The 12,880-nt window shown below is 70.0% G+C and carries 11 protein-coding genes; 9 read left to right on the forward strand and 2 right to left on the reverse strand.

Going from position 1 to position 12,880, the window contains the following annotated elements:
- The first annotated feature begins 23 nt into the window (after window positions 1-23).
- Genes lspA through rarD form a run of 4 tightly spaced genes read left to right on the forward strand, consistent with a single transcriptional unit; the run spans window position 24 to window position 3,032 of the window.
- Window positions 24-545 carry a signal peptidase II gene (gene lspA, locus ACT3TD_RS04570; protein ID WP_301443403.1) on the forward strand — a complete coding sequence of 174 codons (522 nt, stop codon included), beginning with the start codon at window positions 24-26 and terminating at the stop codon, window positions 543-545.
- A gap of 23 nt (window positions 546-568) precedes the next feature.
- Window positions 569-1,480 (forward strand): RluA family pseudouridine synthase, encoded by a 912-nt coding sequence (locus ACT3TD_RS04575; RefSeq protein WP_301443410.1) that lies wholly within the window; start codon window positions 569-571, stop codon window positions 1,478-1,480.
- On the forward strand, window positions 1,480-2,160 hold the full coding sequence (locus ACT3TD_RS04580) for a hypothetical protein (RefSeq protein ID WP_301443404.1): 681 nt from the start codon (window positions 1,480-1,482) through the stop codon (window positions 2,158-2,160). Before ACT3TD_RS04575 ends, ACT3TD_RS04580 begins: the two co-directional genes overlap by 1 nt.
- Window positions 2,157-3,032, forward strand: coding sequence for an EamA family transporter RarD (rarD, locus tag ACT3TD_RS04585; protein ID WP_301443405.1), 876 nt, complete (start codon window positions 2,157-2,159; stop codon window positions 3,030-3,032). The genes ACT3TD_RS04580 and rarD overlap by 4 nt, the downstream gene beginning before the upstream one ends.
- Here rarD and ACT3TD_RS04590 read toward each other — a convergent pair.
- Together ACT3TD_RS04590 and ACT3TD_RS04595 are read right to left on the reverse strand one after the other, a co-directional pair.
- Complete coding sequence (locus ACT3TD_RS04590) at window positions 3,029-4,336, reverse strand: D-arabinono-1,4-lactone oxidase (protein WP_441588134.1); 1,308 nt, start codon at window positions 4,334-4,336, stop codon at window positions 3,029-3,031. The two genes, rarD and ACT3TD_RS04590, sit on opposite strands and share 4 nt — an antisense overlap.
- Window positions 4,333-5,505 (reverse strand): amino acid deaminase/aldolase, encoded by a 1,173-nt coding sequence (locus tag ACT3TD_RS04595; RefSeq protein WP_444614822.1) that lies wholly within the window; start codon window positions 5,503-5,505, stop codon window positions 4,333-4,335. Before ACT3TD_RS04595 ends, ACT3TD_RS04590 begins: the two co-directional genes overlap by 4 nt.
- Before the next feature lie 62 nt (window positions 5,506-5,567).
- Between ACT3TD_RS04595 and nadA the strand changes: the two genes are divergently transcribed.
- The 5 genes from nadA (at window position 5,568) to ACT3TD_RS04620 (ending at window position 12,865) form a co-directional block, all read left to right on the forward strand.
- Entirely contained in the window at window positions 5,568-6,650 is a 1,083-nt protein-coding gene (gene nadA, locus ACT3TD_RS04600) for a quinolinate synthase NadA (RefSeq protein ID WP_441579927.1), read from the forward strand.
- Complete coding sequence (gene nadC, locus ACT3TD_RS04605) at window positions 6,647-7,561, forward strand: carboxylating nicotinate-nucleotide diphosphorylase (RefSeq protein WP_301444063.1); 915 nt, start codon at window positions 6,647-6,649, stop codon at window positions 7,559-7,561. Before nadA ends, nadC begins: the two co-directional genes overlap by 4 nt.
- A gap of 171 nt (window positions 7,562-7,732) precedes the next feature.
- Window positions 7,733-8,491, forward strand: coding sequence for a hypothetical protein (locus ACT3TD_RS04610; RefSeq protein ID WP_444614823.1), 759 nt, complete (start codon window positions 7,733-7,735; stop codon window positions 8,489-8,491).
- A 166-nt stretch (window positions 8,492-8,657) separates the two neighbouring features.
- A complete protein-coding gene (gene dnaE, locus ACT3TD_RS04615; protein WP_441582051.1) occupies window positions 8,658-12,221 on the forward strand; it encodes a DNA polymerase III subunit alpha in 3,564 nt (1,187 codons plus the stop codon).
- Window positions 12,218-12,865 (forward strand): IMPACT family protein, encoded by a 648-nt coding sequence (locus ACT3TD_RS04620; RefSeq protein ID WP_301443708.1) that lies wholly within the window; start codon window positions 12,218-12,220, stop codon window positions 12,863-12,865. The genes dnaE and ACT3TD_RS04620 overlap by 4 nt, the downstream gene beginning before the upstream one ends.
- The last annotated feature ends 15 nt before the right edge of the window (window positions 12,866-12,880 follow it).

Genomic DNA, 12,880 nt, shown 5'->3' on the forward strand with positions numbered 1-12,880 from the left:
CGCGACGCGATAGGATCATGGCCGTGACTGTTTTCAACGTCCGACCCTGGGCGCTCCTCCCACTGGCCGGCATCGTGGCCGTCGACCAGCTCAGCAAGTGGCTCGTCGTGGAGAACCTCGAACCCGCCACGGCGTACCCGGTGGTCGGCGACGTCGCCCGGCTGTACCTGATCCGCAACTCCGGGGCCGCGTTCTCCATGGGGGAGAACGCCACCGTGGTGTTCTCCGTGATCCAGATGGTCGCCGTGGCCATCTGCGTGGTGCTGGCCTTCCGGGTGCGCAACCCGTGGTCCGTGGCTGCGGTGGCGTTGATCGGCGGCGGGGCGGCCGGCAACCTCATCGACCGGATCTTCCGCGCCCCCGGCGGGCTGCACGGCCACGTGGTGGACTTCGTGTCCGTCGGCAACTTCGCCATCTTCAACGTGGCGGACGCGGCGATCAGCGTGGGCGTGGTGGTGTACCTGGTGTACGCGCTGGTCGTGGAGCCACGGCAGGCGCGCAGGGAGAACTCAGAGAACGCAGAGAACGAGGGGAGCGCAGCGTGAACGCCCCGAGGGAGTCGCGGCTGATGCCGGTGCCGGACGGCCTGGCGGGGATGCGGGTGGACGCCGGGCTGTCGAAGTTGCTCGGGTTGTCGCGCACCGTCGTCGCCGAACTCGCCGAGGCCGGCGACGTGGTGCAGGACGGCAGGACCGCGGGCAAGTCCGACCGGCTGGTCGCCGGCGCGTGGCTGGACGTCACCCTGCCGGAGCCCGAACGCGACCTCGCCGACGAGCCCGCCGAACTCGTCGAGGGCATGGAGATCCTCTACTCCGACGACGACGTGATCGCCGTGAACAAGCCCGTCGGTGTCGCCGCGCACCCCACCATCGGCTGGGACGGGCCCACGGTGACCTCGGGTCTGGCGGCGGAGGGGTTCCGTATCTCCACCTCGGGTCCGCCGGAGCGTAAGGGCATCGTGCACCGGCTCGACGTCGGGACGTCCGGCGTGATGCTGGTCGCCGCCAGCGAGCGCGCCTACACGGTGCTCAAGCGGGCGTTCCGCGACCGGACGGTGGAGAAGACCTACCACGCGCTGGTGCAGGGCCACCCGGACCCGACGGTGGGCACCATCGACGCGCCGATCGCCCGGCACCCCGGTGCGGGGTGGAAGTTCGCGGTGCGTGAGGACGGTCGCCATGCCGTGACGCACTACCGCACGCTAGAGGCGTTCCGGCAGGCCACGATGCTGGAGGTGCACCTGGAGACCGGGCGTACCCACCAGATCCGCGTGCACTTCTCGGCGCTGCACCACCCGTGTTGCGGGGACCCGATGTACGGGTCGGACCCGGCACTCAGCGAGTTCCTCGGACTGCAACGTCAGTGGCTGCACGCGGTGCACCTGGGGTTCACACACCCGAACGGGCGGTGGATGGACATCGAGTCGCCCTACCCGGAGGACCTGGACGTGGCGTTGGAGCGACTGCGGGAGGTGAACTGATGCGTACCTCGCGGCAGATCGCGCCGGACCGCAAGGTGCGGCGCCGGCGTGAGTGGGAGGACACGCGTCGTCCCGCGTGGGTGATGTGGTTGTCGGTGCTGTGCCTGGTGGCGCTGGCCGGCACGGTGATCGCCCTGGCAGGTTCGGACCGTATGTCCCAGCCCCAGGCCATCAACGGCGACATGCTGGGCCCCGACAACAGCGAGACCCTGGACGAGTACGTCGCGCGGGCGGGGACGACGCTGCAGGACACGCCTGACACAGGTGACACAGGTGACGAGGCCCGCTGGGCGCTGGTGACCCCGGTCGAGCCGGCCGGGACGCAGGAACTCACCGAGATCTTCTCCGGCATGTCCGGCGTGCGGGTGTCGACCCTGCTGTACGCGAACTCGCGGTGGGAGATCGCCGAGCCGGCGGACGGCCACCGTCGCGAGGACGTCTTCGCCGGTGCCCGTGACCAGGTCGCGGCGAACGCGGGGGTGGGGGAGGACGACCCGGCGCTCGACGTCCTCGGCGTGCTCGTGCACGCCGCGCCGGACGACCTGGCGGCCCTGGACGACCGTGAGGACGTCCTGGCGGTGGAGGCGTTGCCGCCCGACGCGTCCTACGGGCGTTTCGGGCTGCGCCCGGTGACGGCCGAGGAACGCGAACAGGCACAGGAACAGGCGGCGGCCCGGTGATCTGGGGTGTCCTGGCCTACCTGATGTGGGGGTTCTTCCCCGCGTTCTTCCCGCTGCTGCGCCCGGCGGTGCCGATGGAGATCCTGGCGCACCGCTTCGTGTGGACGCTGGCCTTCGTCGTGGTGGTCATGGCGTGCACCACCGGTTTCCGGTGGGTGCGTCGGATCCCCGCGGGTCTGTGGCTGCGCATCACCGCGGCCGCCGTGCTCATCGCAGGCAACTGGGGGCTGTACATCTACGCGGTCAACAACGACCACGTCGCCGACGCCGCCCTGGGGTACTTCATCAACCCGCTGGTCAGCGTGCTGCTCGGCGTGGTGGTGCTGCGTGAGCGGCTGCGGACGCTGCAGTGGGTGTCCGTGGGCATCGCCGCGGTGGCGGTGGTGATCCTCACCGTGGCCTTGGGTTCGCCGCCGGTGGTGTCGCTGGGGCTGGCGTTGTCCTTCGCCGGCTACGGGCTGCTGAAGAAGCGGGTGCCGTTGACCCCGCTGCAGTCGTTGACGGCGGAGACCGCGGTGCTGGCACCGGTGGGGGTGCTCTACCTGGTGTGGCTGCAGTCCCAGGGGGAGAACACCATGGTGCAGGGAGGGCACGGTGTGGGCCATGCGCTGCTGCTGGTCACCGCCGGGGCGATCACGGCGCTGCCGTTGCTGTGTTTCGCCCGTGCGGCCCACGAACTGTCGTTGACCAGTCTGGGGATGCTGCAGTACCTGACCCCGGTGATGCAGATGCTGTGGGCGGTGCTGGTCGTCGGCGAGTACATCGAACCGGCCCGGTGGGTCGGGTTCGCGGTGATCTGGGTGGCGCTGCTGGTGTTCGTCACCGACACGCTGATCAACGCCCGGCGCACCCGGCTGCGGAAACTCGTCTAGATCCCGAAGACCCGGTCGACCATCGGGTTGCGGAACATGCCGGACGGGTCGACCTGCGCGCGCAGCTCGGCGACGTCCGCCAGGTCGGGGTGCACGGCGGCGAGGCCGTCGTGGTCGAGGGTGTGCAGCTTGCCCCAGTGCGGGCGTCCGCCGGCGGCGACGAGGACCGGCTCGACCACGGCGAAGAGTTCGCGGTAGTCGTCGCGGTGGTAACGGTGCACCGCGACGTAGCAGGACTCCCGCCCGTTCGCGGTGGACAGCGGTACGTCGTCGGCGGCGGTGCAGCGCACCTCCAGGGGGAATCCGACGGGCAGCCGGGAGGCGTCCACGGCACGGTGGACCTCGGCGAGGACCTCCGCGGCATCGGTCAGGGGTACGGCGTACTCCATCTCGTTGAAGCGCACCCGGCGCGGGGAGACGAAGACGTCGTGGGCGGTGTCGGAGTACTCGCGCTGTGCGAGGCTCGCCGCCGCCAGACGGTTCATCGCCCCGGTGGTGCGCGGCACGTGGTGCATCAGTGAGCACATCGCCGCGAAGGCGGCGTTGCTGACGAGTTCGTCGTCGACGAACGCCCGCCAGCGCGGCACGGGACCGGGCAGGTCGGCGGACGCGGCGTCCTGCAGGCTGTGGCGGGTGTTGGTCTTGACGTGCGCGCGCCCGGTGCCGGGGAACCAGTAGTACTCCATGTGGTCGACGGCGGCGGCGCGGGCGGGGAAGTCGCCGACGAGCTCCTCCAGTGGTTCGGCGCGTTCCACGGCGGACAGCACGAAGGAGTCGACGACCGCCATGGTGATGCGGGTGGTCACCCCCAGGGCGCCGAGGGAGACGCGGCCGAGGTCGTGGAGGGGGTCGCCGGGGCCGACGTCGTGCACGGAGCCGTCGGCGGTGACGGTGCGCAGTCCGCGGACCATCCCGGCGAAACCGGTCAAGCCGATGCCGGTGCCGTGGGTGCCGGTGCTCACCGCGCCGGCCAGGGACTGCGGGTCCACGTCGCCCTGGTTGGCCAGCGCCAGGCCGTGCGGGCGCAGCAACGCCGGGACGTCGCGCAGGCGGGTGCCGGCCAGGAAGGTGACCTCCATGGCGTCGCGGTCCACCGACACGAGCCCGGAGAGGTGGTCGAGGTTGACGAGGATCCCGTCGGTCACCGCCACGGGTGTGAAGGAGTGGCCCGCACCCACGGCCTTGACCCGCAGGCCCCCGCGGGCCGCCCGACGGACCAGGTCGACGACCCCGTCCTCGGTGGTGGGCTGCTCGAATGCGGCCGGGGTGGCGTGCTGCGCGCCCGACCAGTTGCGCCATCTCATGTGAAGCTCCGTCCCTCGCCCCGGTAGGTGGGCCATTCGTCGATGATGTCGCCGTCGCTGACCACCAGTACGGACTCGGCGAACTCGGCCTGTTCGCCGGCCTTGGCGTGCCGGAACCACACGTGGTCGCCGAGGTCCATCGCCGCGGCGACGTCGCCGCGCAGGGGTGTCTGCACCTCCCCGGCGCCCTCCGTGGCACTCATGCGCAGGCCGCGGGGGTAGTCGACGACCGGGACGCGGTCGGCGCCGGGAGGGCCGGACGCGATGCGCCCGCCGCCGGCGACGGTGACGATGTCGGGGACGGGCCGGCGCACCACCGGCAGGACGAACCACTGCGCCGAGACCGGACGGAACGCGGAGTAGTGGTCGAACAGGCCCGGGCCCACGACCCCGGAGCCGGCACCGATCTCGGTGACCACCTCCTCGGCGGTGGTGGACTCGATGGAGCCGGTGCCGCCGCCGTTGACGAACTCCAGCTCGCCGTCCACCGCCTGCACGGCCTCCACGATCGCGGCCCGGCGTCCCGCCAGTTCCCGGGCGGAGACCCGCTTGACCGCGGTGACCAGCGGGGAGGTGTCGGTGGTGCCGGCGATCTGCCCCTCGTAGGCCATCAGGCCGACCAGGCGGAAACCGTCGCGGTCGCTGACGGCCTCGGCCAGGGCGCGGGCCTGCTCCACGGTGTGCACCGGCGAGCGGCGTGCACCCAGGTGCACCGGACCGAAGGACAGGGACGCGTCGACGTCGATGCACACCCGCAGCACGCCGCGTTCGGTCGGCGGGACGACGGCGTCGATGAAGTCGAGGTGCTCCACCGAGTCGACCATCACCGTGACCGACCGCAGGTAGGTCTCCCCGCACATCAGCCGGTGCAGCAGCTGCCGGTCGGCGCTGGGGTAGGCGACGAGCACGTCGTCGCACACCCCCTCGTCCACCAGCCACATGGCCTCGCCAAGGGAGTAGGACAGCAGTCCCTGCACACCGTCGAGGGCGAGGAGGCGCTCGATGAGCCCGCGGACACGCACCGACTTCGTGGCCAGCCGGATCGGGGTGCCCGCGGCACGCCGGACCATGTCCGCGGCGTTGGCCAGCGCACTGTCCAGGTCGAGGACGGAGAAGGGGGCGTCGAGGTGCGCGACGGCCTCGCGCACCGCAGGTCGTGGTGTACTCACGGGGTTGAGGATACGTCGCGAAACCCCCCGGCGTGTGCCGGTTTCGGATATCATCACCGGACATGACTGTGACGAGTGTTGAACAATTCGGGAGTCCGCTGTTGGAGCGGGTCTTCCGGGCGCCGGGGCACACCGGTCCTGAAGGCAACATCGGGCGGTGGGAGGGACTCGCCGGGGACGCCGCGTGGGTCGCCGAGATCACCCGCCTCAAGCAGGAGCGCAACGCGGTGATCCTGGCCCACAACTACGAACTCCCCGAGATCCAGGACATCGCCGACTACACCGGAGACTCCCTGGCGCTGTCGCGTATCGCCGCGCAGACCGACGCCGAGGTGATCGTCTTCTGCGGCGTGCACTTCATGGCCGAGACCGCCAAGATCCTCTCCCCGGACAAGACCGTGCTGATCCCCGACGCCGAGGCCGGCTGCTCCCTGGCGGACTCGCTGAGCGTCGAGGAACTCGCCGAGTGGAGGTCCGAGCACCCCGACGCCCTGGTCGTGAGCTACATCAACACCACCGCCGCAGTGAAGGGCCTCACCGACGTGTGCTGCACCAGCTCCAACGCCGTGGACGTGGTCGCCGGGTTGCCGGAGGACCGCGAGATCCTCTTCGGCCCGGACCAGTTCCTCGGCGCGCACGTGCGCCGGCAGACCGGGCGCGACAACATCCACGTCTGGGCCGGGGAGTGCCACGTCCACGCGGGCATCTCCGGGCCCGAACTCGCCCGCCGCGCCGAGGAGAACCCGGACGCCGACCTGTTCATCCACCCCGAGTGCGGCTGCGCCAACTCGGCGATCTACCTCGCCGGCGAAGGCGTGATCGACCCGGGGAGGGTGCACATGCTCTCCACCGGGGAGATGCTCACCAGCGCGCAGGACGCCGCGGCCGCCGGACGCGGCAAGGTCCTCGTCGCCACCGAGGTCGGCATGCTCCACCAGCTCAAGGGCGTGGCCCCCGACGTGGACTTCGCCCCCGTCAACGAACGTGCCTCCTGCCCCTACATGAAGATGATCACCCCCGCGGCCCTGCTGCGCTGCCTCGCCCTGGGCACCGACGAGGTCGACGTGGACGAGGACGTGGCCGCGCAGGCCCGCCTCGCCGTGGAGCGGATGATCTCCGTCGGCACCCCGGGAGGAGGCGAATGAGCGACGCGAGAGCACTGCTACCGACGACCGACCTCGGCACCCTCGACGGCGACCCCTCCCTGTTCTCCTCCCTGGCGTGGGCGGCACTGCAGGAGGACATCGCCGCCGGTGACGCCACCACCCTGGCCACCGTCCCGCAGGACCTGCAGGGCAGCGCACGCCTCATCGCCCGTGTCCCCGGCGTGATCTCCGGCACCGACGCCGTGCGCGCCGTGCTGGACGCCGGGGCGTCCAACCCCGTGCTCGGCGGACGCGTGGAACTGCAGGACGCCCTGGCCAACGGTGCCCGCGTGGCTCCCGGTGACGTGGTCGGCGTGCTGGAGGGACCGGTCCGGGCGATCCTGCAGCTGGAGCGCTCCGTGCTCAACGTGCTCTCCCACGCCTCCGGGGTGGCCACCCACACCGCCGCCTGGGTGGACGCCGTGGCCGCCGCCCGCGACGGGGTGGCCGTACGTGACTCGCGCAAGACCCTGCCGGGGCTGCGTCTGCTGCAGAAACGCGCCGTGGTCCACGGTGGTGGCACACCGCACCGCTATAACCTCTCCGACCAGGCCATGGTCAAGGACAACCACGTGGTCGCCGGAGGGGGAGTGGTCGCCGCCTACCGGGCGGTACGTGCCGAGGACACCGCCCTGTGGTGCGAGGTGGAGGTCGACGACCTGGAGCAGCTGCGTGAGGTGCTGGGCCTGGACCTGCCGCCGCAGCAGGTCCTGCTCGACAACTTCGACGTGCCGACCACCGTGTCCGCGGTGCGGCTGCGCGACGAGATCGCGCCGGGTGTGCTGCTGGAGTCCTCCGGCGGGCTGACCCTGGACAGGGCCGGCGACTACGCGGCCGCCGGTGTGGACTCGCTCGCCGTGGGGGCGCTGACCCACTCGGTGACGGCCCTGGACATCGGGCTGGACCTGTAGGGGTTCTCTCCGGGAGTCTCGGTGCTGTGGGGTGGTTCGAGTGCTTCGGAGTCCGGGGCCGTGAACTGCGCAGACGGTCACTGACCGTCGTTTCGTCGGATCTGTGGGGTGCAGGCGCGCCGGGAACTAGTATTGGGGTGTGTACGACATGGAGATGGAGGTGACTGCCTGATGCGCATCCGTGGAACCGGGGCGGCGACCCTGGCCACGACGGTGCTGTTGCTCGCCGCCTGCGCCTCGTCCAGGGAGGACGGGGGACAGGACGGCTCGGAGCCGTCAGGCACCGTCACGGCGACAGCCACCGTCACGGAGACCGTCGCCGAGCCTGCCACGCCCAGTGTGACTCCCACCGGGACCCCTGCCGAGGTGCCCGGCGAAGAGGTCGAGGCCTACTTCTCCACCGCCGGCCAGGAGGTCGGCGTCGCCGGCCTGGAGTCCGAGGAGGAGCCGATCATCGTGCGGGACGTCCCTTCGTCCACCGGCGCGCAGGTCGAGGAGGTCGACCGGCTCGGGGCCGTGGAACTCGCCGGCCGGGAGTGGAACAACACCCAGGACCCCGACGAGGGCTTCTGGGCGCAGGTGCGGGTGGACGGTGCCGCCGGCTGGATGCCGAGCGCACACCTCTACCATTTCGCCGCGACCACGGACGTCACCGACGACTACCGGGACGTGACCGGGGACAGTGAACAGGCCGTGGTGGAGACGGTCGGTCGGCAGGCGGCGAGCATGGCGGACCACGTCCTGCTGACCACGCCGGACTACGCCGGTGAACCGTTCTACCGGGTGGACGTCACCGGGATGAAGGACGATGCCCAGGCCGGGGAGCGACTGTTCGTGACCGTCGGGGAGAACGACGGGAGCTACGCGGCCGAGAAGGTGGAGCGCACCCTGCTGTGTCACCGTGGCGTGAGCGGCGGGCTGTGCCTGTAGGAGTCGGCCGGAATCTGTTCCCGGAGTTCTTCCTGACGGGGAGCTGCACACCGGAGCAAGGTACAGCACCGTATGGCACGTGTAGCACGGTATGGCGCCGCGGGGACGTCCGGTGCACCCCGATCTCCCGGTCGCCCGACTTGCCACCGCCGGTAGACTGACCCGCATGAAGAAGTCCTCCTTCGTCCACCTGCACAATCACACCGAGTACTCCATGCTCGACGGGATGGCGAAGGTGGACCTGCTCGCCGAAGAGGTGTCGCGGCAGGGCATGCCCGCGGTGGGCATGACCGACCACGGCAACATGTTCGGCTCCGACGCCTTCTACCGGGCGATGACCGGTGCCGGCATCAAACCCATCATCGGCATCGAGTGCTACATGGCGCCGGAGTCCCGCCTGATCAAGGACCGGGTGCGCTGGGGCGAGCCCGACCAGAAGCGCAACGACGTCGCCGGCGGCGGCTACTACCTGCACCAGACCATGATGGCGGAGAACGCCACCGGGCTGCGCAACCTCTTCCGACTGTCCTCCCTGGCCAGCTACGAGGGGCAGGTCTCGAAGTACCCGCGGATGGACGCCGAGATCGTCGCCGAGCACGCCGACGGGATCATCGCCACCACCGGCTGCCCGTCCGGCGACGTGCAGACCCGCCTGCGTCTGGGCCAGTTCGACAAGGCCCTGGAGGCCGCGGCGATGTGGCAGGACATCTACGGCCGAGACAACTACTTCCTCGAGCTGATGGACCACGGCCTGGAGATCGAGAAGCGCGTCCGCGACGAGCTCCTGGAGATCGGCCGCAAGCTGGACCTTCCGCCGCTGGTCACCAACGACTGCCACTACGTCCTGCAGAAGCAGGCCAAGCCGCACGAGGTCATGCTGTGCGTGCAGACCGGTGCCACGATGGACGAGCCGACCCTGGACGAGGGCGGGCGTCGCTTCGCCTTCTCCGGCGACGGCTACTACATCAAGCCCGCCGAGGAACTGCGCAACTACTGGGACCCGATCGTGCCCGACGGCTGCGACAACACCCTCTGGATCGCCGAGCGCGTCCAGGACTACGGCGAGCTGTGGGAGGAGCACACCCACGACCGCATGCCGAACTACGACGTCCCCGAGGGCCACACGCCCACCACCTGGCTGCGCCACGAGGTCCAGCTCGGCCTGGTCGAGCGTTTCAACGGCGGTGAGGTCCCCAAGGAGTACCTCGACCGGGCCGACTACGAGATCGACGTCATCGACATGAAGGGCTACCCGTCCTACTTCCTCGTCGTCGCCGACCTGATCAAGCACGCCCGCTCCATCGGCATCCGCGTGGGGCCGGGCCGTGGTTCCGCCGCCGGCGCCCTGGTGGCCTACGCGCTGACGATCACCAACATCGACCCCATCGACCACGGGCTGATGTTCGAGCGCTTCCTCAACCCGGAGCGTCCGTCCGCACCCGATATCGACATCGACTTCGACGACCGCCGTCGTGGCGAGATGATCCGCTACGCCGCGGACAACTGGGGCCAGGACAAGGTCGCCCAGGTGATCACCTTCGGCACGGTGAAGACCAAGCAGGCGCTGAAGGACGCCGCGCGCGCCCACCACGGCCAGCCCGGTTTCCAGATCGCCGACCGCATCACCAAGACCCTGCCCCCGGCGCAGGCGGCCAAGGACATCCCCCTGTCCGGCATCATGGACCCCAACCACGACCGCTACCAGGAGGCCGCGGAGATCCGCACCCTCATCGAGACCGACCCGGTGGTCAAGGAGATCTACGACGACGCCCTCGGTCTGGAGGGCGTGGTGCGCCAGGCCGGCGTGCACGCCTGCGCGGTGATCATGGCGTCCGTCCCGCTGCTCGACCACATCCCGATGTGGAAGCGTCAGCAGGACGGCGCGATCATCACCGGCTGGCCCTACCCGGCCTGTGAGGCCATCGGCCTACTGAAGATGGACTTCCTGGGGCTGCGCAACCTCACCGTCATCGGCGACTGCATCGAGAACATCAAGAAGAACCGGGACGAGGACCTCGACCTCGAGGGCCTGACCACCGACGACCCGCAGTCCTATGAACTGCTGGCCCGCGGCGACACCCTCGGCATCTTCCAGCTCGACTCCGGCGGCATGCAGGAGCTGCTGAAGCGTATGCGCCCGACCGGCTTCAACGACATCGTCGCCGCCCTGGCGCTCTACCGTCCGGGGCCGATGGGTGTCGGCGCGCACTGGGACTACGCCGACCGCAAGAACGGGCGCAAGCCCATCGAGCCGATCCACCCGGAGCTCGCCGAGGCGCTCCAGGACATCCTCGAGGAGACCTACGGTCTGATCGTGTACCAGGAGCAGATCATGAGGATCTCCCAGAAGGTCGCGAACTACACCGCCGGTCAGGCCGACGGGTTCCGTAAGGCCATGGGCAAGAAGAAGCCCGAGGTGCTGGCCAAGGAGTTCGAGAACTTCGAGGCCGGGATGAAGTCGAACGGCTTCTCCGACGCCGCGATCAAGACCCTGTGGGACACGATCCTGCCCTTCGCCGGCTACGCGTTCAACAAGTCGCACGCCGCCGGCTACGGCCTGGTCAGCTTCTGGACCGCCTACCTCAAGGAGCACTACACCGCCGAGTACATGGCGGCCCTGCTGACCTCGGTGGCGGACAAGAAGGACAAGTCGGCGATCTACCTCGCGGACTGCCGCCACCTGGGCATCAACGTGCTCTCGCCGGACGTCAACGAGTCCGACTACACCTTCAAGCCCGTCGGCCAGGACATCCGCTTCGGGCTGGGCGCGGTGCGCAACGTCGGTGAGGACGTCGTCGACTCGATCGTGGCGACGCGCAAGGAGAAGACCCCCTTCCAGGACTTCTCCGACTACCTCGACAAGATCGACGCCACCGCCTGCAACAAGCGTGTCACCGAGTCGTTGATCAAGGCCGGTGCCTTCGATTCGCTCGGCCACCCGCGCAAGGGCCTGATGCTGGTCTTCGAGGACGCCGTCGACTCGGTGACCTCCACGAAGAAGGCCGCCGCGCGCGGCCAGTACGACCTGTTCTCCGGGCTCGACGCGGTGGAGGACGACGCCTTCAAGGTCGACGTCCCCGACCAGCACTGGGAGCGCAAGCACGAGCTCACCCTGGAACGCGAGATGCTCGGGCTCTACGTCTCGGGCCACCCGCTGGACGGGTTCGAGGCGTCCCTGGACTCCCAGATCGACACGCCCCTGACCACGGTGATCTCCGGCGAACTGCCGGACAAGCGGGCCATCAAGGTCGGCGGCATCATCTCCAGCGTGGACCGCCGCGTGGACAAGAAGGGCAACCCCTGGGCCATCGTGACGATCGAGGACCAGCACGGTGCGCAGATCGAGCTGCTGTGCTTCTCCCGGACCTACGCGATGGTCGCCCCGATGATCGCCGAGGACAACATCATCCTCGCCCAGGCCGAGGTCAGCATCCGCGACGACCGCACCAGCCTGTTCTGCAACGACCTCAAGCCCGCAGAGCTCTCCGTCGGCGCCGGGGCCGGCGTCCCCCTGCGTCTGCGCATGCGCATCGACCAGTGCACCCCGGACAACATGGACCGCCTCAAGGGCGTGCTGCACAACAACAAGGGCGACTCGGACGTCTACCTCACCCTCTTCGACGGCACGGAGGAGCTGCAGTACATGCTGCCCGCGGACCTGCGGGTGGCGCGCACGTCCTCGCTGATGGGGGACCTGAAGGCGTCGACCTGGGCCGGCGTGCTCGGGTGAGTGCCGCCCCCACCCCGGCCTACCTGCGCCCCGGAACCGACCGGCCCGTCGCGGAGACGGAGGTCAAGCGCTCCCGCTTCATCGCCTGTGCCGCCCGCGTCACCGACGAGGCCGACGCCCGGGACTTCCTCGCCGAGGTCCGTGCGGCCTACACCGACGCCCGTCACCACTGCAGCGCCTACGTCCTGCACGTCGACGGCGCCAACCCGGTGGAACGTTCCAGCGACGACGGCGAACCCGCCGGCACCGCCGGCCAGCCGATGCTCGAGGTGCTGCGTGGTTCGGGCCTGCAGGACGTCGCCGTGGTGGTCGTGCGCTACTTCGGCGGGGTCAAGCTCGGCACCGGCGGACTGGTGCGCGCCTACCAGGACGCCACGCGCGCGGTGCTGGAGCGGGTCAGCGTGCTACGCCGGGAACCGCGCGACGTGTGGACGCTGGACGTCGACCACGCCGAGGCAGGACGCGTCGAGGCGGAGCTGCGGGCGCGGGGGCTGGACGTCGCGGCGTCCTACTCCGCGACGGTCACGCTCACGCTCACCGTCGCGGCCGGGGAGGACCCGGGCGGGATTGTCAGCGAAATTTCAGGTGGGACGCTGGAAGTTGTACGCGACGGGTCTCGCTGGGACGACGTCCAAGCCCGGTGAACGGGGGTAGACTCC

This window comes from Corynebacterium sp. AOP36-E1-14 (genome assembly GCF_052377495.1).
Taxonomy (GTDB): Bacteria; Actinomycetota; Actinomycetes; order Mycobacteriales; family Mycobacteriaceae; genus Corynebacterium.

Excerpts from the sequence above, each read along its gene's own strand:
- ACT3TD_RS04590 (WP_441588134.1), bottom strand. The coding sequence starts at position 4,336 with ATGAGATGGCGCAACTGGTCGGGCGCGCAGCACGCCACCCCGGCCGCA.
- ACT3TD_RS04580 (WP_301443404.1), top strand. The coding sequence starts at position 1,480 with ATGCGTACCTCGCGGCAGATCGCGCCGGACCGCAAGGTGCGGCGCCGG.
- ACT3TD_RS04575 (WP_301443410.1), top strand. The coding sequence starts at position 569 with ATGCCGGTGCCGGACGGCCTGGCGGGGATGCGGGTGGACGCCGGGCTG.
- dnaE (WP_441582051.1), top strand. The coding sequence starts at position 8,658 with ATGAAGAAGTCCTCCTTCGTCCACCTGCACAATCACACCGAGTACTCC.
- nadA (WP_441579927.1), top strand. The coding sequence starts at position 5,568 with ATGACTGTGACGAGTGTTGAACAATTCGGGAGTCCGCTGTTGGAGCGG.
- ACT3TD_RS04610 (WP_444614823.1), top strand. The coding sequence starts at position 7,733 with ATGCGCATCCGTGGAACCGGGGCGGCGACCCTGGCCACGACGGTGCTG.
- nadC (WP_301444063.1), top strand. The coding sequence starts at position 6,647 with ATGAGCGACGCGAGAGCACTGCTACCGACGACCGACCTCGGCACCCTC.